Source organism: Bacteroidia bacterium, assembly GCA_037045145.1.
Taxonomy (GTDB): Bacteria; Bacteroidota; Bacteroidia; order AKYH767-A; family OLB10; genus OLB10.
Genome location: JBAOIA010000011.1, coordinates 788,757 through 809,478, shown reverse-complemented (window position 1 = coordinate 809,478; position 20,722 = coordinate 788,757). Strand labels below are relative to the sequence as shown.

At 36.1% G+C, this 20,722-nt stretch carries 22 protein-coding genes; 14 read left to right on the top strand and 8 right to left on the bottom strand.

Annotation, left to right across the window (positions count from 1 at the left end):
• Position 1 precedes the first annotated feature (1 nt).
• The 12 genes from V9G42_04620 (at position 2) to V9G42_04565 (ending at position 10,389) form a co-directional block, all read left to right on the top strand.
• A complete protein-coding gene (locus V9G42_04620) occupies positions 2 to 961 on the top strand; it encodes a DUF2169 domain-containing protein (GenBank protein ID MEI2758705.1) in 960 nt (319 codons plus the stop codon).
• Positions 962 to 967: 6 nt separating this feature from the next.
• The gene (locus V9G42_04615; protein MEI2758704.1) at positions 968 to 1,834 is read left to right on the top strand and encodes a hypothetical protein; all 867 of its coding nucleotides are present in this window, start codon (positions 968 to 970) and stop codon (positions 1,832 to 1,834) included.
• 11 nt (positions 1,835 to 1,845) lie between these two features.
• Entirely contained in the window at positions 1,846 to 3,030 is a 1,185-nt protein-coding gene (locus tag V9G42_04610; GenBank protein MEI2758703.1) for a DUF2169 domain-containing protein, read from the top strand.
• Positions 3,031 to 3,242: 212 nt separating this feature from the next.
• Entirely contained in the window at positions 3,243 to 3,965 is a 723-nt protein-coding gene (locus V9G42_04605; GenBank protein ID MEI2758702.1) for a peptidoglycan-binding protein, read from the top strand.
• 40 nt (positions 3,966 to 4,005) lie between these two features.
• Entirely contained in the window at positions 4,006 to 4,692 is a 687-nt protein-coding gene (locus tag V9G42_04600) for a hypothetical protein (GenBank protein ID MEI2758701.1), read from the top strand.
• A 32-nt stretch (positions 4,693 to 4,724) separates the two neighbouring features.
• The gene (locus tag V9G42_04595; protein ID MEI2758700.1) at positions 4,725 to 5,120 is read left to right on the top strand and encodes a BPSL0067 family protein; all 396 of its coding nucleotides are present in this window, start codon (positions 4,725 to 4,727) and stop codon (positions 5,118 to 5,120) included.
• A 64-nt stretch (positions 5,121 to 5,184) separates the two neighbouring features.
• Positions 5,185 to 5,559 carry a GPW/gp25 family protein gene (locus tag V9G42_04590; GenBank protein MEI2758699.1) on the top strand — a complete coding sequence of 125 codons (375 nt, stop codon included), beginning with the start codon at positions 5,185 to 5,187 and terminating at the stop codon, positions 5,557 to 5,559.
• Between the two features lie 31 nt (positions 5,560 to 5,590).
• Positions 5,591 to 7,444 carry a type VI secretion system baseplate subunit TssF gene (locus V9G42_04585; GenBank protein MEI2758698.1) on the top strand — a complete coding sequence of 618 codons (1,854 nt, stop codon included), beginning with the start codon at positions 5,591 to 5,593 and terminating at the stop codon, positions 7,442 to 7,444.
• A 3-nt stretch (positions 7,445 to 7,447) separates the two neighbouring features.
• Positions 7,448 to 8,383, top strand: a complete 936-nt coding sequence (locus tag V9G42_04580; protein ID MEI2758697.1) for a hypothetical protein — start codon at positions 7,448 to 7,450, stop codon at positions 8,381 to 8,383.
• Between the two features lie 27 nt (positions 8,384 to 8,410).
• Positions 8,411 to 8,671 carry a hypothetical protein gene (locus V9G42_04575; GenBank protein MEI2758696.1) on the top strand — a complete coding sequence of 87 codons (261 nt, stop codon included), beginning with the start codon at positions 8,411 to 8,413 and terminating at the stop codon, positions 8,669 to 8,671.
• A gap of 11 nt (positions 8,672 to 8,682) precedes the next feature.
• Positions 8,683 to 9,456, top strand: a complete 774-nt coding sequence (locus V9G42_04570) for a pesticin C-terminus-like muramidase (protein MEI2758695.1) — start codon at positions 8,683 to 8,685, stop codon at positions 9,454 to 9,456.
• 351 nt (positions 9,457 to 9,807) lie between these two features.
• The gene (locus V9G42_04565; GenBank protein MEI2758694.1) at positions 9,808 to 10,389 is read left to right on the top strand and encodes a transposase; all 582 of its coding nucleotides are present in this window, start codon (positions 9,808 to 9,810) and stop codon (positions 10,387 to 10,389) included.
• Between the two features lie 22 nt (positions 10,390 to 10,411).
• Here V9G42_04565 and V9G42_04560 read toward each other — a convergent pair whose 3' ends face one another.
• The 4 genes from V9G42_04560 to V9G42_04545 form a co-directional block, all read right to left on the bottom strand.
• Positions 10,412 to 11,545: a hypothetical protein gene (locus tag V9G42_04560; GenBank protein ID MEI2758693.1), complete on the bottom strand. Its 1,134-nt coding sequence runs from the start codon at positions 11,543 to 11,545 to the stop codon at positions 10,412 to 10,414.
• Between the two features lie 70 nt (positions 11,546 to 11,615).
• Positions 11,616 to 12,443, bottom strand: a complete 828-nt coding sequence (locus V9G42_04555; protein ID MEI2758692.1) for a TssN family type VI secretion system protein — start codon at positions 12,441 to 12,443, stop codon at positions 11,616 to 11,618.
• Positions 12,436 to 12,951 carry a type VI secretion system TssO gene (gene tssO, locus V9G42_04550; protein ID MEI2758691.1) on the bottom strand — a complete coding sequence of 172 codons (516 nt, stop codon included), beginning with the start codon at positions 12,949 to 12,951 and terminating at the stop codon, positions 12,436 to 12,438. Before tssO ends, V9G42_04555 begins: the two co-directional genes overlap by 8 nt.
• 82 nt (positions 12,952 to 13,033) lie before the next feature.
• Positions 13,034 to 13,213, bottom strand: coding sequence for a hypothetical protein (locus V9G42_04545; GenBank protein ID MEI2758690.1), 180 nt, complete (start codon positions 13,211 to 13,213; stop codon positions 13,034 to 13,036).
• A gap of 142 nt (positions 13,214 to 13,355) precedes the next feature.
• Here V9G42_04545 and V9G42_04540 point away from each other — a divergent pair, with 142 nt between their 5' ends.
• Positions 13,356 to 13,958: a hypothetical protein gene (locus tag V9G42_04540; GenBank protein ID MEI2758689.1), complete on the top strand. Its 603-nt coding sequence runs from the start codon at positions 13,356 to 13,358 to the stop codon at positions 13,956 to 13,958.
• 61 nt (positions 13,959 to 14,019) lie between these two features.
• Here the strand turns inward: V9G42_04540 and V9G42_04535 are convergent, their stop codons facing one another.
• Complete coding sequence (locus V9G42_04535; GenBank protein MEI2758688.1) at positions 14,020 to 15,399, bottom strand: HAD-IB family phosphatase; 1,380 nt, start codon at positions 15,397 to 15,399, stop codon at positions 14,020 to 14,022.
• Between the two features lie 116 nt (positions 15,400 to 15,515).
• Between V9G42_04535 and V9G42_04530 the strand changes: the two genes are divergently transcribed.
• Complete coding sequence (locus V9G42_04530; GenBank protein ID MEI2758687.1) at positions 15,516 to 17,672, top strand: SpoIIE family protein phosphatase; 2,157 nt, start codon at positions 15,516 to 15,518, stop codon at positions 17,670 to 17,672.
• Between the two features lie 27 nt (positions 17,673 to 17,699).
• Here the strand turns inward: V9G42_04530 and V9G42_04525 are convergent, their stop codons facing one another.
• The 3 genes from V9G42_04525 to V9G42_04515 are packed head-to-tail and all read right to left on the bottom strand — an operon-like array spanning position 17,700 to position 20,579.
• Positions 17,700 to 19,136: an NAD(P)(+) transhydrogenase (Re/Si-specific) subunit beta gene (locus tag V9G42_04525; protein MEI2758686.1), complete on the bottom strand. Its 1,437-nt coding sequence runs from the start codon at positions 19,134 to 19,136 to the stop codon at positions 17,700 to 17,702.
• 32 nt (positions 19,137 to 19,168) lie between these two features.
• Positions 19,169 to 19,474 (bottom strand): NAD(P) transhydrogenase subunit alpha, encoded by a 306-nt coding sequence (locus V9G42_04520; GenBank protein ID MEI2758685.1) that lies wholly within the window; start codon positions 19,472 to 19,474, stop codon positions 19,169 to 19,171.
• A gap of 22 nt (positions 19,475 to 19,496) precedes the next feature.
• Positions 19,497 to 20,579, bottom strand: coding sequence for a Re/Si-specific NAD(P)(+) transhydrogenase subunit alpha (locus tag V9G42_04515; protein ID MEI2758684.1), 1,083 nt, complete (start codon positions 20,577 to 20,579; stop codon positions 19,497 to 19,499).
• Between the last annotated feature and the right edge of the window lie 143 nt (positions 20,580 to 20,722).

Sequence of the window (20,722 nt, the reverse complement as noted above, 5' to 3'; positions counted from 1 at the left end):
TATGGAAGTCTTGAATCACACACCATACTCTCATTTACTCTTTAGGACGGCTCTTGAGAAATCAGATAAGAATGCAGCGTCCATTGCTGTTCGTGTTTTTTATAAATTAAATGGTCAAAACCTAAAGTGTACTACAGAAGGTGACTGGCCTTTATCTCCTAAGCCGTGGATGAGCCAATATGGTGAAATTTTAAGTGATTCAGTTTATAAAAGAGGCGGGGTTGATTTGCTTCTTTTTGGGTCTGCAATTGCACCATTTGGTGTACCTACAAAAGAAATGATGGTCAATTTTAAGATTAAGAATAAAATTGACCATTCCGTGTGTGTAATCGGAAACCGTTTTTGGGAAAACAGTTTTTTGGGATTACAAATCAGCGAGGCCGAGCCATTCTTAGAAATGCCGTTAACCTTAAGTAATGCCTATGGTGGTACGGACGTTTGGGATGAGTTAATTGTGCCATATTCCAATAATCCGATTGGTAAGGGGTTTATATGGGAAAAGAAGAATGCCTATGGTAAAGCTTTGCCTAATATTGAACATTCATTTAACAGAATAAGGAAATGGAACGATAGGCCATCGCCTGTAGGTATGGTTCCTATCACTATGTGCGAAGAAAGAATCAGGAGTTCTGTTGAGTTTGATAATAAGGGCAAAATGGTGAAGCTGGATCCTAAATATTTTAACTCTGCTTTTAATGAAATGATTGCAACGAGCGTTGAAGAAGGAGAGATAATATCCATAACCGGTGTTAATTACAACTCCTTGTTCCAGTTCGCAGTTCCGGAGACAAAGATTAAAGTATTGATTCAAATGGGTGATAACAGCTATGAGCGTATTCCGGTTATTGATCAGATAGGAGTAGAACCTAAGCACAATTTTGTTTTTATTACTTATCGTTATTCATTTAATTATACAATTCGCCCATTGGAAAAGAGATGTATTACAATTTTTGAAAACTAATAAGATATGGTTGGATTCAATGTAATGAAATGGACTGACCCTTTGGTCTCTGTGGATATTCATAATGCAATAATCCCCCCAAGTCCCGCTCCTGTGCCACTTCCTTATATGCATTGCTCTTTTTTAGGTCATGGAGTAATTGCCAGTAAATCTAAATTTTCCGGTTCCCCTGAAACACTTGCCAAGCATCCAATATTAACATTGAGCATACAACCTATGTTGCAAGGGACTGATACAGGTTACTTTGATGTTCATCTTGGTAATCTTGCTAATGTCTTATATCCTTTAATACTTGCATTCAGTTCGTCTAAATCATTATTTGCAGCCAGTACGGTTCAAATGAACGGCTCTCCTACCTCAGCAGCAATACTCGTAATGGTAAATATGAATTTAAACTGCAATTGGCCAGTTTCTTATCCAAATGGCTGTATTTTTTCATTCAGTACAGTGCAGGCAGGCATGTCAATGGGCGATATTTTGGCAGGTGTATGGGCTGGTATAGCGCAATTGATTGTGGAATTTGCGCTCCTTAAATTCATACCCTTTGCCTCAGGATTGCCTATTAGCAGAAGCTTTAATCAATCTATAAGCCAACTCTCTTCGAGATTATTTATGCGTTCGGTAACCTCTAATATTCACGTAGCTACGCCACTTACTAATGCGCTTGGCAGATATTTTGGTACAAGCAGCAGTCCCGCAGTAACAAGCATCATAGGCTCAGAAGTTGGAAGCGATCTTGTTAGTGGCTTGACGGGGATTGCTATGGGTGAAACTCCGGTTGAAGATTGGGCTGCTGCTGCCCCACGCGTTGTCTCGGATGTACCAGAAGCTGTCTCATTTTATTTTTCGGAGCCTGCTGAAAATTCCCTTTAATCGCGCTCACCATGCAGGATACACTAAGTAATAATTCTATAGAGTTCAATCAGGTTCAGCTTTCCTTTACTAAAGGGAGCGGGATATTTGAAAAACATTTTTTAAATGTTTTAGCGAAACGAACTTATTACTTCGATAGCAACGGAAAGTGTACAAAATCAGCATCTGATGATTTCTTTGATTTGGACACAAAATATTACCATCCAAAGGGAGAATTGATGATGGCGGATCATGAACTATATCCTTACAAGCCTTATACTGATGTCATTGTTAAAGGAAATGTGCAGGGTATAAATGGATTGGGTCAGATGAATGCAAGCGTTGAGGTGGGTGAGCATAAAAAATTTGAGATTTCTGTATTTGGTAAACGCCTTGCATACAAGGACACAACGGGTAAAATTTTATTTACAAAGCCCGAAGCTATTGATATAATTCCATTGCGATATGACATGGCGTATGGTGGGTTTGATTCTGTTGCAGAAAAAAAATTAAGCCCGGTTCCAAAAGAATATGTGAAAGCTTTTCCGGATGTAGATTGGGATTATTCCAGCATTTATCGTTATCCCCGCAACCCTTGTGGCAAAGGTTATATTGTTGAGAATAATAATGAGGCTTTTGAAAATTTTGAGCTTCCCAATTTAGAAGACCCATTCATTCGCCTTACACCAGATAATTTAATTGTAAGATTGCCTGAAAACTGGATAAACCAACCTGTCCCAATAGCCACCGATTGGGTAAATATGGCTTGGTTTCCACGCATAGCTTACTGGGGAATTTTACCTTTATTTGTAAGATCAGCAGTTAAGAATGAGTTGACTGAAATACAGAGAAAATGGGCAGATACCGATGTATTGAGTGAAAAACCTATGGAGGAAAAACTTAATATGCGGTTAGCGAACGGGGCTCCACCGGGTTTACAGTATCCATACTTGGCAGGTAACGAATCTATCCGGTTGGTGAATATACATCCTCAAAAAAGAATTTTTCTATTAGAATTACCAAATGACATACCCCGGATTTGGGTTGACGGTCGCAATGGCAAATTAAAGGAAGCCAATCCGGTAATACACACCGTAATTATTGAAACTGAAGAAAATAAATTGACGATTGTCTGGCGTGGCGGTGCTCCAGCATTAAGGCCTTATCACGATGAAGAGTTAAAAAAAATGCCTTTTAAGGTAGAATGGAAAAGATAGTTAAAGCAGAAGAATAATTTTGAAAATTATTTAAATGAAAATTTTTAAAGGTAAAATCAGCGATCCGCTTGATACTTTAATATAGCGAACACCCTCTGGAGCAAGTCCGATAGCAATCGGACTTGCTCCAGACTATCAATAAAACAGCATAAAGTAAAAGCAATCTAAACAAAAGGTATAACATAAAAAAGAAACATTAAACAAAATAAACTATGAGTTACCCAACCTTACGCATCGGATCAAAAGGCAAATCGGTTACTGATTTGCAAAACCTACTTAATAAAAAGTTGACAGGAGGCACAAGGTTAGCCACTGATGGTGATTTTGGTCAAAAGACAAAAAAAGCTGTTGTCCAGTTTCAACTTAACAACTGGCTTGTCGGTGATGGCATAGTAGGTCCCTGTACATGGAATTGCATTACAGGCAATGAAAAATATGCAGTGTTTCACCCTATCGGCTTAGTGCCGCAGCCCACTTCATCAACTTGCTGGGCGGCAGCAACAGCCATGCTGCTGGGGCAGCCTTCTCCTGTAGTATTACCGGAGCATTTGAAAGAATCGTTAGTTTCCGAAGGTGGTTTATTAAATGACAGTAAATTGGATAATCCTCAAAACATGATGGTTTACTGCAATCATTTCAGATTAAAATGGCATCCTCCTCAGTCCTATTTGCCTGACGGCTTATATGATTTGCTCAAACGAAAACCTGCAATGGCTAATATTCTGTGGGACACTGATTCATACACACGAGGAGTTGGAAGTAGCGGGCACATGGTAGTTATTACCGGGATAAGAGGGAATGGCGAGGCTAATGGAACTACTGTACGTGTAAATGATCCTTGGCCTGTTGGCAGCGGCTCGGTTCGTTCATTCAATTATGCCCAAATGATAAAAAATACACCGGCATATACTTACCATTTGTATCAAAGGATTTAAAATATATTTTTGATTTTAACAAATATAAATCTTTTCAGGCATGTCCATTTCTACCGATGTCCCTTCATTTGCTAAAAATATTGTTAATTCTGCCAAGGGAGTCAGTTTTGATATTGAATCGGGCAAAAAATTAATTAATGTTACCGTAAGCAATGATAAGGTTAGCTTAAAACCCACAGTTGTAAAAAAAGGTGTTACCTATTACAGCGGAAAAGGCGTTACGCATTGCGACTTATATATGTATGCAATGGATTCAAAACAAAGGAAAATGAAACTGAATCATACATCCAAACTAAACAGGTTAATGGTTTATAAATTGGACAAGGCGGATAAAAAAAACAAACTGGAATCTTTTCCTTCAGTTTTGTATGCCTTAAAAATTTATACCTCCTATAAAATAAGTAAAGGCTCTACCATTGATATGCTTGATCAAAATTACGGCAGAGGAACAACAATTGATGATGTTTCAGCAGGTAATAAGTCATTACGGTTTCATGAATCACAGCATAGTGGTTTTTCCCTTCGTTTTTTAAATAGTAACGCAGTACCGGAATTGAACCTTACAAAAGGCATGTTAAAGGCAGATGTTGAAAAAGCCGTGTTTGGTTTTTTTTCTGAGTTTAATGCTTACCAAACAAAGTTTAACTTCCACATGCAATACGATGTAGATTGCGTGGGAACAATACCTGATTTTTGCTCAAAACTTGAAACCAGAAATCCTGATTAAAGTAGTTATGTATCACTAAAATTATATTTCTTATGTCATTCTATTTAAATATTACCGAAGAACTTGAAGGCAATGCTTCTTTTAAAAACGATGAAGGAAATCATGAATGTGCTGTATTTGTACAACAGGCGACAGGCGCCACAAACACTGCGAGTTGGAAAAAAGGAATCAAAGTAATGGATGCTCCTGTCGGATCTATTCCTAAAGGAACGGCTATTGCAACTTTTGACTCAACCGGCAAATATCCATTGGAATCCGGTAAGCGGCACGCTGCTGTTTACTTATCTCATGGGAAGGACGGTATTCGGGTTTACGATCAGTGGAATGGTCAGGGAATGGTTAAAGCAAGAACCATTTATTCTGATTTAAAAATGATGAGAAAATACGTAAATCGTGCAGAGAATTATTATGTAATTGAAACAATATAATTTTTTATGTTTGTGAGATAAAATGCAAAAATATTACACCCAGCCTCTTAATCCGTCCCTGCTTATGCAGGGTAAGGAACACCCTTCGTGTACGCTAAAAGATTCTGTTGCCCAAAGGCTGCATCTCATTTTAATTACCAACCTGAATGAATGCCGTTATGACCCCGAATTCGGAAACTTACTGTGGGAGCTAGACTTTGAAAACATACCCAATATTACCGCATGGAAAGACACCATGTCAAAAGCTATAAAAGAAGCCGTTGGCAACTATGAGCCACGTTTGAATAATGTTAAGGCGGTATTGGATGTTACCGAAGAGGAACTGATAAATAAAGAAAAGCAAACGCTTAAACGCATAAAAAAAGAGTGGACATACACATACAGGCTAACCTTAAAAAAACCAACGAACAATTTTATTTTCAGGAAACGCTGTATGTAAGCCCTCTCTGGATTGATTAAACTAAAAAAATATGCAGGACGAATACTTGAACGAGCTAAGCAAAGAGAGTATACGCAGCCGCATGATCAAAAATGCTGCTCGTATATGGGGTGTTGAAGGCGAAGACATAGAGTCCACCTTTGACCCACTTGTTGCCATGCTCATTGAGGCTTGCGCTTTTGAGTTGTACAAAGTCAATAACGAAATTCTTGATTCTCAAACCCGTATTTTGGAAAGGCTTGCTCGCCTTTTGTCGCCCGATGCTTACACCGTGGCAAAACCTTCTTACGCCATTGCTCATGCACGCTCATCAGAACCGGAAACAGTTCTTGTTAAAGAAACACAGTTTTATGCTCAGCAAAAAATACTGAACGAAGAACAAAAAGAAGTGGTTAAGGATATTTATTTTTCACCTGCCATGCGAGTAAAAATTTTTGATGGCGACATTAAGTACATGGTTGCTGGAAAAACAATATATGAATACAAAAATTCGTATTCTAAAGTTCCGTTGGGCGAAGAGCGATCAGGAGCATATCTTCCTCATCAACATGTTTACATAGCACTTGAACTGAATCCTAAAATAAAATCCATTGATCGCTTACCGGTATATTTTGACTGGAAAAACGACCCTGAAAAAGAATATTACCTGAGCCTTATACCGTTAATAAAATGGTATGCAGGAGATACTGCAATGACAGCCGCAGCCGGAATAAATTCTTCAAAAGAATTGTCGGATAAGTTTACGCTTTCCGACCATTACAATGTGTCGTACCGTATTGAAAATGTTGTAAACGGAATTTTTGAAAAAAATTTTATTACGCTGAGTTTGAATAAACCATTAGCAGAAATGAAATTGGAAATACCGGAAGAAATTAAAGGTGTGTTTTCTGAAAGCATACTGGCTAAATTCAGTTCCAAATACATATGGTTAAAACTGGTTTTTCCGGGAGCCATGAAACCGGCCGCATTAAACGATTTGTATTTATCCATGAACACCTTTCCGGTAATAAACCGTAAGGTGAATAAAATAACCTATCAGCTTCGAAATAATCTCAACATAACGCCCCTCAAGACAGATGATTTGTTTTTTGACATGATTAATGTACAAAATTCAGATGGGTATTACTTTAAATCCAATCCGTTAGAAAGCGGCTTTAATAACCAAGCAGGTTATTATACACTACGTTCGGGAGGCATAGAACGTTTTGACAGAAGACAAGCAACAGAGTTTTTAAACTCTACCATTAATTTGTTGCGGGATGAAAATGCTGCATTCAGTTCTATGGGAAAAGATTTTATAAATTTGCATATTAATCAGATAAATCAGGCTATTGCCATGATTGAAAACCGCCTTTCAACCAAAGGCGAGCATACACGCCCCTCACATTTTGTCATCCTAAACCAGCAAAAACCGAACGAAAATGTATTTATCAAATTTTGGTCAACCAATGGTACTTCAGGAAATTCGGTAAAAGCAGGATCACGGCTTACATTAGAATCAGGTAGTTCGGTGCTTCCAGATACAGCCCTATTGATGACCACTTCCACAGGAGGAAAAATGCCGATGGAAGAAGGTGAAAAAATCACTGCTTTCAAACGCTCCATATTATCGCATGACCGAATTGTTACCCGTCAGGACATAGAAATGTTTTGCTACCATGAAATAGGAAACATGATAAGCAAAATTGAAATCAAAAAAGGTTGGAAAGCAACATTGCATCACAAACAATCGTTTTTAAGGATACTGGAAGTTTTTATTACTCCCAAAAACAAACAGCACATTTCAGAGCAGGAATGGAAAGATCTTGCCACGGAATTGCAACACAAAATAGAGTCGGCTTCAAATGGGCTAATGCCTGTACAGGTAAAATTTTTACTGTCGTAAACTATGCAGAACGAATACGAGATTGCTGAAATCATTAATGGAATTCCAATTGACTTGCGAGTGGAAGTAGTAGTGGCTGATTTATTGCAATCGGGATTTGAAACTACAGATATTCTGGTCTGCCCAATTGGAATATTTAAACGCAGGTTTAATAAGGACATTGAATCAGCAGAAGTGGTAGAGTTCAACAACCATCAGCAGGCTGTATTTGTTAAAACTCCACGTGAGAGTATATATGATATGCTGCCACAAGTTTTGTTTCATAATCCGCCATCCAGAAATTCACTTGCTCTCAAATCAGCCTCGTCCATGATTGAGGATTACAAAAAACGGGTGCTGGAAGAAAAAGAAGCAAGACGTTTTTTTTCCGCTTATGAAATAGAATTTTACAAACAGCGTATTTCAAATGCTATCTATGAACAGAAACTTATAGATTCCATTTCTTTTAAAATGGACAATGCAGAATTTCTTTCATACTGGGGACTGCCGAAAATTTTTAACAACCGCCAAAAGGGAATTCTCTTTTATCTGTTTCCTGTTTTTCATAAAATAAGAGGTGTAATACCTTATATGCAGCAGGTGTATGAAATGATATTAAACCAGAATATTAGTATTGAAAAAACACATTTCGGCAAATTAGAATTTAATAAACACATTTCCGGCTTGGGTAATATGCGCCTCTCGGCAGATAGTTGCCTTAGTGGCGGGTATGATAACTTCTTAGATACAATTGTCATACGTGTTTTAAATGTTTTACCCGAAAAAATCACTGAATATCTTCCTGGCTCTACCAATCTCAAAATTCTGAATAAACTGAATGATTATTTTGTTCCGTTTTTTTGTGAAACAGAGATTTCAATACTTGCAAAACAAAACCCTTTTATACTCAGCGAGACTGACAAAAACTCCAGCCGGCTTGGTTATTCACTAACATTATAACACCATTAATTTAAAAAATAAAAAACTATGTATCCTAAACTAACACCGCGTGACAATGAATGGAACCGCAAATACAGTTTTACTGACGATGCTTCAATAGGCTTTCTTATGGACATCAGACTTGGGCAAGCATTTTGGGCATGGAAATTATCTGTTGGAAATATTGCATTTTATAAGTGCGAACAAGAAGTGTTTCAAAAAAATTTTATTGTAACATCCGAAACGATTGAACACGAATTTGACCCTTTTGATAATCCTCACTTTCTCAGATACCCGACTGAATTATAAAATATAAAAATATGGCAACAAACTTAGATAACTTAGACGGCATTCAGAACTTCATAAGCAGTGCCGACATTGAAGGCTACCGTTCTGTTCCTTATGTTCCTATGGGATGCTATGCTGACGAAACTAAAAAAGTTCGTTTCAAACAGGATCAATTGAAAAAAGACTGGAACATTTTACTAAAAAATGAAAAGGACGAAAAAGAAAAAAATAAACTAAAAGCATTACGAAGCACTGAATCGTTGTGCCTTGCATTGAACCACCAATTTCTTCCCATAGGTAAAAGTGGTGTAACTTTCAGTTTTGGTATTGACTTAGGACAAGTTGATGAAAGCACTCTGCGAAAAACGTATGGAATAAGCGACCGAGCCATTAAAGTGGTTCACCCTTATTTAAAAACAACCTCCGTCATCGAATTGAAAAATGTACTCGGCAAGCAACCTGTAACCATTCCTCCTGATGTACTGAAAGAGTTTGAAGCAAAATACATGGCATATTATATTGATAAAACAGCGGCAAAGTTTGACAACACACCAGTTGAAAACACCCAATCAAAAGCTAAAACATTTGCAGATCTGCCACAGTCAAATCAGTCTGTTTTAGTATCCGTTCTTTGGCAATATGGGGTTAATACAAAAATCAAATGGATTCATGACATTTTTTCTGCAGGAAGAATAGACAACTGGCAAAAAGTAAAAGAAATTTTGTTACAGCAAAAGGAATATGTTCACAGAAGAAAGAAGGAAGCCAATATAATTATGGTTTCTTCAGATATTAAAAACAATTAAAAATAAGATTTAATGTAGTTCCATAGCTTAAAAATAAAACCATCACTTCTATGACGAATCGATTTGCACTTTTGTTTCAGTAATAGCACCGTTATACGGAGTTTAAATCATACGCTTGATTTTCGCTGACAACTTATTTTTTACTATATAGGAATAAAATCCTGAATAATTCATTTTGGTATTTATTGGTTGAATTTTAAAACAAGAATTACGTCAATGTCTGTACTTTTAATTATTTAGTTAACCCTTAACAACACCATCACACTTTCTCAAAAAAGTTAAAAACTTTAGAGAAAAGGGTAAAAAAATCTGCAAGAATAAAAGAGATTTGCAGAAAAAGGTTGCAGAAAAATGATAGGAAAATCCCCTATTCAAGGACTAAAAGATTTATTTCAGCCGTTGCTGAGAGAATTTATAGACATGAATCATGAATTGGTTTTATTGTCACAGGAAATAAACTGGAAAGAGCTGGAAGAAGGTTTTTCTTCTTTATACTCCAACACAGGCACACCAGCCAAGCCTGTGCGTTTATTGTGTGGTTTGTTGATATTAAAACAAATCTATAATCTGGGGGATAGAGGCTATAGGGGCGCAAAAATAATTTACAGCACACAAATCATTGCACCCGATACAAGAAAAAACACTTCACCATACCAAAAACAAAAAATGAGAAACCGATTCAGACGCAGAGCTTCCATCGAACCCATAATCTCACACATGAAACATCAGTACCGAATGCTTAAAAATTACTTTAAAGGCATTGCCGGTGATGCCATTAACTTAATGATGAGCGCAGCCGCCTTCAATTTTAAAAGCTGGATGAACAAAATCAAACCAAAATTTTCTTTTGCCTTTTGTAAAATCAAATTTAAAATCCAAATTTTGATAACTTTTGTTTGTTTTAATCTGAAATTGACTGTTGTTAAGGATTAACTAATTATAACCTGACCGCAAACTAATCAGCCAAAAAGCTCCATCCTTTATTTTTCTGTGTCTTAGGGGTTTCTTCTTCAACAGGTGTAATTCTTTCTTGTACAAAAGCGCCTTCACCTTTACGTTTTCCTATAAAATCAAGTTGTGATAATTTCAAAAATATTTTATGCATCAATTGTACAAATACAAAAGCATTGCCAATAGTTTCAGCAATGTTGTTATGATTATATTCTGATTTAATCATTTTATTAATCACCTCGCTAATTTCTGCAGTTCCTTCTTCTATCCATTCACAGATGTAGTTAAGCAACTCTTCTCTATCTTTAATTGATAAATGACTTAATGAAGTTTGAATGCAATAAGCGAGATTCAATATCTCAGTTAAAAAATATATTGGAGGTGCTTCAGAAAAAATCCATCTGAAATTTCCGATTTTAGAGGTTATAAATAATGATGTTTCGACACATAAACTATTACAACTTTTAACCAAACTGGTTGATTGACTCTTTTCTTGTACTTTAGAAAGTATGGTAGAAATATTTCTTATAGTTTCACCCAATAAGTTACCTATGCTAAAATAAACGTCTTCCAATTTGTTTGAACTTTTAACAAACATTGAAGGCGGAATAAAAGTTTCATCAACACTAATTTTTCCACTACTATTCCTAAAGCGACCAATCAACAGTCCATTGGAAATATTGTTACTATTAGAAAATTGCGATTCAGGTAAAATTTGCAAACTATACTGTGGTATAATATAAGGAATCCTTGGTGGCACTTCATCTTGATCAGGATCTCCTATTGGCACTCTACTACTTTCAACCACTATTACCACAACACTAAAATATGGTTCCTTACTATTTTCAGCATTAAAAACAGATTCCAATATATCTGTTGATACATTTGATTTTATACCTTGTGAGCTAGCTATTTCTATTCGATTTCCACCAGATGTAACAGCCCGACATGTATGTAATACAGCACGTAAAATTTTACTTCCATCAACAGACTGAACTAATTTAAATCCTGAAGAATAATCACTATTCGGATAAACCAAACCATAATTAAAAGAATTGTGGCTAACCGAACGGCTATCCCTCACTAATTCCATGAAATGCTGATCGGTATATATAAAATGATCTTTGTTAATTTTCATTCCATCTATCCAATTGATAGATTGAATCTTTAAGAAAGGTAGCATAAGAAAGCCTATTTAAGATATTAGTTTAGTATTCAACGCGTTCTGAAACAATTATATCATTCTCCTTTATTTTATTTTCCCTGACAGTTAAAGATGGATCTATTAGCTTCCTTTTATTCCACCACCTTGTTGGTTTTCGATAGAAGATCCAATCATATGGCTGGTTGGAAGAGTTAAGGTATTGAATAGGTGATTCTCTATGTTTTTCACTATACTCATTCATGTAAAGTGCGAATAAATCACCGAAAGGCAGACGGTCAAGTGGTGCTTTAAATTTCATATAGGCATCATTAAAGTCAACCGGTGTTTTTCTTAACTGAAAAGTAACAATATAACTATTACTAAAATCAATTAATTCCATATCTTGCATATTAATATTCAAAGAATACTTCCATGTTTTATAAATCTCTGATGGGATTGCAGTAGAAAAATCATATACAGAAAACATCAATAATGGAAACAGGAAAGTTAATATACCGGTAGGAAATAGAATAAATAATTCTTGGGCAGGTTTACAGAAATAGACTACTACACTTTGTAAAACCATGGTAAAAAAGATAATTAAAATGGATAATATCAATTTGTTTTGTAAGGAATATTGATTTCTCCAATCAAAGCGTTTACCCATTTGCCATACATGTATAAATCCAATTAATAGTGCAAAAATTTGCATCCCCCAAAAAATGTGGGTTGGAATTACTTTATTCAGATATAGTATTCCTGCTGGTAAAACTAAAATAATACAAAAAACCAAGACGTACTTAAATTGTGTTTTAGCAGCAACTTGCCGTACACTTTTATTAGTCGCGGATCTAACCTTGTTTGCTTGCGAAAAAACACTTGATTTAATCACCGATTGTATTATTTAATAAATTAATTTGATCTTTTGAAAGTCCACAATCATTCATCAGCCTATTTGCATATGTTTGAATTAGTTTATTCTTCCTTTGTAATACCATCTCCAAATCAGCATTTTTTAAAAGCCTTTGTTTATCATTTAACCATTGACGCCCCATATCATGAATGCTATTATCAATTTTTGTAGTAAGTGTTGTGTCTCTCAAATCTATTACCAACAAATTGTTGAAAAGATTTTCTTTCATAATATCAAACTCTTTAGGATCCTGTTCTTTTAACTCAGAGACAACTTTTTTAACTGAATCAATCTTATTTTCAACTGAATGCAAATAACTAATTTCACTTTCCTTTTCTTTTAGCTTATTTTTCAAAACACTGTAATCTTTGTTGAAAAATTTTATATCAAAAAACACACAAATTATTGCAAATAAAACTGCCAGCAAAAACATTACAATAAACTGAATGAATGATGTATTGATTTCCTTCTTGTTGAGAGGTTCCATAATGGGGTGAGGTTAAATATACGTGTACGATTCTTAAATCATTTTTACTTTAAACTTTAAGTAACTGCAAATATAATAAATACTAATTAAATTCTTTTATTGAAAAAATGCCAAATTTGGCTTTTCCTGTAAGCACCTCCCTTCGGCCCAGCAAGCTTGTTTCGCGGCTAATGCGACCTAAACGATAATCGTTTAGAACCGCCTGTCTGAAATCTCCAAATGAAAGCTCTTTGTTTTCTGTAATAACTGTCTGATCGGCCATAATTTCACTTTTAGTTCTTTACAAAGGTATGAATTACCCTTAAAATCTTAAAATGCAATAAAGCGCATTTTAATGCTAAACTCTATTATTTTTGCCCAGACAAATAACATCATCAATAAAACAGCGTTTTAAAAAATAATCTATGAGAACAATACTTGCATCATTACTCCTGCTGACTTCCACTATGTTAATGGCACAGGATAAACCGGAGTTGGGTAATAATATTTTCACCATTACACCCATGACAATTATTTCTAACGAGCCTATGGACAACAATACGGATGTTGCAGTAGGCATTAATTATGAAAGAATTGTTTCCGATGGATTAATTGGCATTCAACTTCCTGTGAATTTGTCACTGCGCAATCCCGGATTTTTTTATTTTATGCCTGCCATAAAACTGTATCCAACAAGGCAAGGTGTGGTACGCTATGCTGTGGGGCCTCAGTTCTACTTTGCAGGTGGACAAATTGAACACAGCCGTACGGAAAGTGTTTGGAATGGAAATCAATATATCTACACAAGATATAAGCATTCCGACAACCATACACAATTAGGCTTTATGATCAACAACAGCTTAAATGTTACAATTGCTAAAACCCTGTATTTAGGAATGGATCTGGGCATTGGTATAAACTATTTTGATTCTGCCATTGAAGATGAAGAAAATGACAATGATAGTTTTGACACTACTCCGGTTTCTCCAAGCGTGAAATTCAGCTTTGCTATGGGATATCGTTTTTAAAATCAACAAGGCTGTTGATTTCTTAACCCCCGTTTTTCACAACTACATTTTTTAGTTCAACCTATTTTGCAAGGTTCAACAATTCGCTAAATTCCGGTTTCCGAATAATCAAATCTGCATGGTGGTTGAGTAGCTCATCTTTAGAGCAAAATGCAATGCCTAAGCCAGCCTCCTTAATCATGCAAAGATCATTCATACTATCTCCAATCGCTACACTGTTTTCTTTCTTAATATTATACTTCTCTAATAGTTTATGGAGGGCATTGGTTTTGCATAATACATGCTTACATGAGCTGTTTTCATTGCTTACAAAGAAAGATGGGATTTTTACCTCTCCTGTACAAATGCTTTTGGAAAACTCCAATTCGTTTGATAGTGAAAAATCCATCCTTAATTTATTTTTGACATGATTGGTGATGCAATCATAACTATCAGAAATAATACCTACAACATAACCCCGAATCTTTAAATTATCAATAATCTTCTCGGTGTCTGCAACAATATCTATGCTGTCTGCAACATCAATCAGTTCATCAATAGTTCTATTCTTTAAAAGCTTGGCAATTCTTTTGGTCAGGATGGTACTATCTGTTTCAGACGAGCGAATATCCATTAACTGTGTCTTAAAATTAAATTTATCAGCACAGGTATCAATAAACCGTCCTCGCAATATTGTATTATCCATGTCAAAAACAATCAGTTTGTTGAGGGACTCCTGTTGACTTGCCAATGCAAAATCCATTTGTGACCTAATTTCATTTAACACGCCAAACTCTTCAAAATTATAGTGCGGACTGTTGGATGATGAGGCTTTTAAGATGATCGTTTGTGCAACTTCTTTGCTCATTTTTCCCAAAGCCTGCCATGGTTTACTTTTATTCTCAATATACCCAATATCTACCTCCTGAATATTAGCATGCATTAAGTGCATATCAATGAGTATCCCAATATCTACACCATAGTCTTCTCTGAAGTCTAACTTTTGAAGCAATGATTTCTTACTGGCTATCATTCCACTCAAAGGCTGTTGAAATTGCAACAGTTCAGGAAAAAAAATACTCAACATTGGTTTTGCTACAAGTTCTGTTACACGTCCTGCATTTCTGTTAAAAGAAGATTTCACAAAATCAGCACCACCTTGTAAAATTGGTTCTGTTAACAGTTTAATTGTAAAATGAGGGTAAGGATTAATGTCTGCATCTAAAAAAACAACCACTTCATTGGTAGCAAACATCACCCCTTCACGCATAGAGCCCCCTTTCCCAATTCGAGTACTTGTAATGACACGTGCACCACTATCCTGAGCAATCCGAACGGTACTATCAATTGATTTATCATCTACAACCAAAACCTCTGTTACCAATGGGTTTTCCTTTGCAAACAATACTACACTTCCAATATTCTCTTCTTCATTAAGAGATGGTATAATTACAGTAATCATCTTATCTAAACATATAAAATATCAATTTAGTTTATCACCATTACTGCTCATTTATCATTCCTTTGCTATTCTCATGTTGCTAATTTACGTTAAATTAGCCCTGCAATAAGATATGTATGCTCATAAACTTTAATGACTCATCTTTTTCTCATCGCTATTTTCTATTTATACTCCTAAGTCTCAGTTACTTTTCAGGGTATGCAAACACAAGAACCGATACCCTTAATTTTTTTGGATCAAAGCCTGCCAAACAAGATACCCTTTATAGCCTGAATGCATTAAGAAACTTTAATTGGCACATTACAGTTTATAATAAAGATGGTAATGTAAACTCCTTTAATACATCTTCCATTGACACTTTCTTTTTCCGCAGGCACGAACCTGAAGCATTTTTACTTTCTACTACATTTTTGGTTGATAGCAATATGCTCAATAGAGTGAAATATCTTTTTTACAGTACCACCGGTTCGGTAAAAGTTTTGTTGAATACTACCACACTTACTTCAGATGGTGTTTTTAATAATTCTGTAAAATATACAGACCTTCAGGCTTTAAAAGAAAATTACAAAAGCTTTGTATTGTCGCAACAAAAAAATCTTTTGCAGGTTCTCTATCTGCCAGATCCGAATGTAAAAACTTTTTCACTTCATTTAAGGTTAGGAGAAGAAAAATGGGCACTTGAAAATCAAAAGGCAGAACAAAACGACAAAGTCAGACACAACGCTGTTGCCACATTTTATTTTTCATTTGCCTTAGTGCTAATTTTGTTTTATTTCTTTATCAGAAATAAAGAATATTTATTCTTTGGCTTATATTGTTTAGCCACAGCTATTCAATACCTTTCCAATGTTCTGCCACAAACTCCTGTTGTTAATGTAATTTCTACTTATTCTTTTTTGATTTCGCTGGAATTGCTGGCTATTTTCATGGCATTAGCAATAAACAATATTCATAAAACAAAAACTCCACTCTTCATCATGTGTATGGTGATGTTAATTGCTTTGATTATTCCCAACGACATCTCGCTTACAATAAATTTTGTTCGCACCTTTGAAGTGCCGGTTATTAAAGTCCTGAGCACCATAATCTTTTTTTCTTACTCTATATTCTCCATTGCCTATCATTGGGTACAAGGTTTTGGGCAAAAAAAATGGGATGCAAAACTTTTAACTTATGGTACAGGAGTAGGGATTTTGCTTTTTTTACTTCCTATTGGGTATTCAATAATTAAAAGTTTTGATCAACAAAATATTTCAGACAACATCTTAAATACACTTTTTACAATCAGTGCAGGTGTTTATCCAATTACAGTTGCTATTGTATTGGCAAGACGTTATGGAAAGAATCAAACTCAATTGATAGAACAGGTTCAAACCATTAAAAGACTTGGCGAAGAAAATTTATTGCAGGAAACAGAGAAGAAAAATATTCTTGCTCAACAAAATATTTTGCTGGAAAACAAAGTAACAGAAAGAACATTGGAGCTTGAAGAGAAAAACAACGAAATCCTGAACAAGAATAAAGAAATCACTGACAGCCTCATTTATGCAAAACGAATTCAGTCCGCTGTTCTGCCTAACTTAAATACCATTTACAAAACACTTGACAAATCATTCATTCTTTATCTGCCAAAAGATATTGTCAGTGGTGATTTTTATGAGTTTACAGAAAAAGACAACAAACATATAATAGCTGCTGCAGATTGTACCGGTCATGGTGTAGCAGGTGCATTTATGAGTATCATCGGAAGTTCTTTACTCAAATCTATAATCAATGAAAAAAATATTACCACTCCTTCAGAGGTTTTAGATGCTTTGAACGAAGGTATAATCAATTCGCTAAAACAACATGAAAGCGAAACTCATGATGGTATGGATATTTCTATCTGCTCTTTTAATGCAGAAAAAATGAGTTTAGAATTTGCCGGTGCCAACAGACCATTATGGCTAATCAGAAACAACGAACTTTTTGTTTATGCAGCAGACAAATTTCCCATTGGAGGACTACAGATTAAACACAACAATCAGTTCACCAATCACAAAATCAATTTACAGCAAAACGACACCATTTATCTTTTTTCTGATGGCTATGCCGATCAGTTTGGTGGTGACTATGGCAAAAAATTAATGACTAAAAAACTAAAAGACATTTTAGTTTCTATTCAACACCTTGGCATGAGTGAACAGAAAGTTTATTTACAGAACTACTTCAATGAGTGGAAAGGAGACAACGAGCAGGTTGATGATGTTTTGATAATCGGTATCCGAGTATAAAAGTACCTATACCAGGAAAAACAGATCTTACATAGTTTTTAATTCTGCTACCAGTTCTGTCAATGCTTTTTTCGCATCACCAAACAGCATGCTTGTTTTCGGATCGTAAAACAGCAGATTGTCAATACCGGCATAACCTGCATTCATGGAGCGCTTGTTTACGATAATATGTTTTGCTTTATCAACTTCCAGAATAGGCATACCGTAGATTGGTGATGATGGATCTGTTTTTGCAGCAGGATTCACTACATCATTGGCACCAACTACCAACACCACATCGGTTTGTTCCAATTCAGGGTTTATCTCTTCCATCTCTACCAACTTGCCGTAGTCCACATTACTTTCTGCCAGCAACACATTCATGTGTCCGGGCATACGACCAGCTACAGGATGGATGGCGTACTTGACTTCCACACCTCTTTCTTCAAGTAACATTTCCAATTCGTGAATGACATGTTGAGCCTGCGCTACTGCCAATCCATAACCGGGAACAATCACAACTTTCTTTGAATAATTCAACAAAACAGCAGCATCGGCAACAGACATATCTTTAATACTTCCTTTAACATCGGGACCATCACCGGCAGTGGTATTGCCTCCACCAAAGGCACCAAAAATTACATTGCTCAACGGACGGTTCATTGCTTTGCACATCACCAGTGTCAGCAGTGTGCCCGCAGAGCCCACCAGAATACCACCTGTGAGCATCACTTTGTTGTCGTACAAGAAACCACCGAAAGCTGCTGCAAGTCCGGTAAAGGAGTTGAGTAATGAAATTACTACAGGCATATCGGCACCACCAATTGGTATGGTAAACAAAATTCCATAAACCAAAGCAGCGGCAAATAATAAATACAGCAACATTGTACTTTCTGTTCCACTGAAAATCATATAAGCACCAAATGAAAATACACCCATCATCACCAACGTATTGATGATATTGTAAGAAGGTAATCTCACCGGCTTGTTCATGGTGCCGTTCAATTTCAAAAATGCAATGATACTTCCTGAAAAAGAAACACTACCTATAATCAAGCCCAGAACAATTGCAATCAATGCGCCTGTATTGCCGGTGTTGTGATGAAATTCCATTAATCCTATAAGTGCTGCACAGGCACCACCCATACCATTGAACATAGAAACCAGTTCTGGCATTTTTGTCATCTGCACTTTCTTAGCTGTCAGCCATCCAATAATAGTTCCGATAATGATGGCTGCAAAAATTAATGCGTAAATGAACCCCGGTGTTTCAACTTTTACAAATTCATCACCTATTGCTGTTTGTGTTTTGTTGACATGAATAAATATTGATGCAATAATGGCCAAGGTCATCCCTACTGCGGCAATAAGGTTACCGTTACGTGCAGTTTTGGCATTACCCATACGTTTTAAACCAATGATAAATGTTGCAGAAGCTATGATGTAACTAATGGTTCTGATATTATATAGTACTTCAGGTGTCATGTGCTGATTTCTTTAATTTTTTTTCGGTACTCTTATTTTTTCTTAAACATTTCCAACATGCGGTCGGTAACTACAAATCCACCTACCACATTGAGTGTACCGAGCACTACTGCAAGAAAGCCTAATGCAAGCGCTAAATAATCGTTAGCATCAACATTGAGCATCACTATAATGGCGCCCACTATAACCACACCATGTATGGCGTTGGCACCCGACATCAGTGGAGTGTGCAATACAGTAGGTACGCCACCAATAACTTCTATTCCAACAAATACTGATAGGATGATAAAGAAAATAATCTCCTGATGCGTTCCGATAAAATTGATAATTTCAGTCATAATTTTTTATACTTAAATTGATTCAAGATTTCACTATTAAACTTCCTTTGGTTATTTCTTCTTCCATTTCCCATTTAAATCCATCTTTGGTGGTAAGGTGCAGTAAAAAAGTTTGAATATTCTTTGCATAAAGGTCGCTGGCATTCATCGGTAATAAACTGGGGATATTGCTTTCGCCAATAATGGTTACACCATTCTTCTGTACCGTTTTATTCAGTTCGCTTCCAACTACGTTCCCACCTTGCTCTACTGCCATGTCTAAAATAACTGAGCCGTTTTTCATACTCTTAACCATCTCCTCTGTCACTAACAACGGTGCTTTCTTTCCGGGAATTAATGCTGTTGTAATTACAATGTCTGCTTCTTTGATATGTTTTGCTACTAATTCCTGCTGTCTCTTCAAAAATTCTTCTGAAACACCTTTCACATAACCACCTTCAATTTTTATACTATCATCACCTTTTACTTCAATAAACTTTCCACCGAGTGACTGAACTTGTTCTTTTGTTTCAGGTCTGATGTCGCTCACCTCCACTACTGCGCCAAGGCGTTTAGCGGTGGCAATTGCCTGCAACCCGGCTACTCCTGCACCAAATATCACTACTTTAGAAGGACGGATGGTTCCTGCAGCAGTAGTCATCATTGGAAGAATTTTTCCCAACGTGTCTGCACATAAAATAACAGCTTTATATCCTGCAAGATTGGCCTGCGAACTAAGTGCATCCATTTTTTGTGCTCTGGAAATACGTGGAATGGCATCCATTGAAAACGCATTAACTCCGGCTTGTTTGCAGGCTTCAACCAATTCTGTATTTGTAGCAGCCCACATAAAAGAAATAAGTGCTGCACCTCTTTTCATCTGCGCAATTTCTGCCGGTTGTGGTGCATTAACTTTCAACACAACATCGCTGTTGTAAACCTGTGTTTTATCACCAAGTGTTGCTCCGGCATTTTTATATTGGTCGTTTGTATAAAAAGAAGCCTCACCGGCACCATTTTCAACAACAACATTGTAGCCGGAGGCTACTAAACTTTTAACAACATCAGGGGTCAGTGCTACCCGCCTTTCGCGGTCTTTTAACTCCTTGGGTACGCCTAAAATCATGTAGCTAATTTTTTGATTAACAATTTATCGGAAAGCGGTGCAAAGAAAATAATTTTCAGCTTATCTGCAATTTCAGTGGGTCTTATTCTGTTGTTAATAAAACATCTTCTATAAGCAGTATTATCCTGTTATTCTTTTTAATT

Excerpts from the sequence above, each read along its gene's own strand:
- V9G42_04540 (MEI2758689.1), top strand. The coding sequence starts at position 13,356 with ATGAGAACAATACTTGCATCATTACTCCTGCTGACTTCCACTATGTTA.
- V9G42_04535 (MEI2758688.1), bottom strand. The coding sequence starts at position 15,399 with ATGATTACTGTAATTATACCATCTCTTAATGAAGAAGAGAATATTGGA.
- V9G42_04595 (MEI2758700.1), top strand. The coding sequence starts at position 4,725 with ATGTCATTCTATTTAAATATTACCGAAGAACTTGAAGGCAATGCTTCT.
- V9G42_04615 (MEI2758704.1), top strand. The coding sequence starts at position 968 with ATGGTTGGATTCAATGTAATGAAATGGACTGACCCTTTGGTCTCTGTG.
- V9G42_04585 (MEI2758698.1), top strand. The coding sequence starts at position 5,591 with ATGCAGGACGAATACTTGAACGAGCTAAGCAAAGAGAGTATACGCAGC.
- V9G42_04560 (MEI2758693.1), bottom strand. The coding sequence starts at position 11,545 with ATGAAAATTAACAAAGATCATTTTATATATACCGATCAGCATTTCATG.
- V9G42_04620 (MEI2758705.1), top strand. The coding sequence starts at position 2 with ATGGAAGTCTTGAATCACACACCATACTCTCATTTACTCTTTAGGACG.
- V9G42_04575 (MEI2758696.1), top strand. The coding sequence starts at position 8,411 with ATGTATCCTAAACTAACACCGCGTGACAATGAATGGAACCGCAAATAC.
- V9G42_04565 (MEI2758694.1), top strand. The coding sequence starts at position 9,808 with ATGATAGGAAAATCCCCTATTCAAGGACTAAAAGATTTATTTCAGCCG.
- V9G42_04520 (MEI2758685.1), bottom strand. The coding sequence starts at position 19,474 with ATGACTGAAATTATCAATTTTATCGGAACGCATCAGGAGATTATTTTC.
- V9G42_04570 (MEI2758695.1), top strand. The coding sequence starts at position 8,683 with ATGGCAACAAACTTAGATAACTTAGACGGCATTCAGAACTTCATAAGC.
- V9G42_04605 (MEI2758702.1), top strand. The coding sequence starts at position 3,243 with ATGAGTTACCCAACCTTACGCATCGGATCAAAAGGCAAATCGGTTACT.
- V9G42_04545 (MEI2758690.1), bottom strand. The coding sequence starts at position 13,213 with ATGGCCGATCAGACAGTTATTACAGAAAACAAAGAGCTTTCATTTGGA.
- V9G42_04590 (MEI2758699.1), top strand. The coding sequence starts at position 5,185 with ATGCAGGGTAAGGAACACCCTTCGTGTACGCTAAAAGATTCTGTTGCC.
- V9G42_04610 (MEI2758703.1), top strand. The coding sequence starts at position 1,846 with ATGCAGGATACACTAAGTAATAATTCTATAGAGTTCAATCAGGTTCAG.
- V9G42_04530 (MEI2758687.1), top strand. The coding sequence starts at position 15,516 with ATGCTCATAAACTTTAATGACTCATCTTTTTCTCATCGCTATTTTCTA.
- tssO (MEI2758691.1), bottom strand. The coding sequence starts at position 12,951 with ATGGAACCTCTCAACAAGAAGGAAATCAATACATCATTCATTCAGTTT.
- V9G42_04580 (MEI2758697.1), top strand. The coding sequence starts at position 7,448 with ATGCAGAACGAATACGAGATTGCTGAAATCATTAATGGAATTCCAATT.
- V9G42_04600 (MEI2758701.1), top strand. The coding sequence starts at position 4,006 with ATGTCCATTTCTACCGATGTCCCTTCATTTGCTAAAAATATTGTTAAT.
- V9G42_04515 (MEI2758684.1), bottom strand. The coding sequence starts at position 20,579 with ATGATTTTAGGCGTACCCAAGGAGTTAAAAGACCGCGAAAGGCGGGTA.
- V9G42_04525 (MEI2758686.1), bottom strand. The coding sequence starts at position 19,136 with ATGACACCTGAAGTACTATATAATATCAGAACCATTAGTTACATCATA.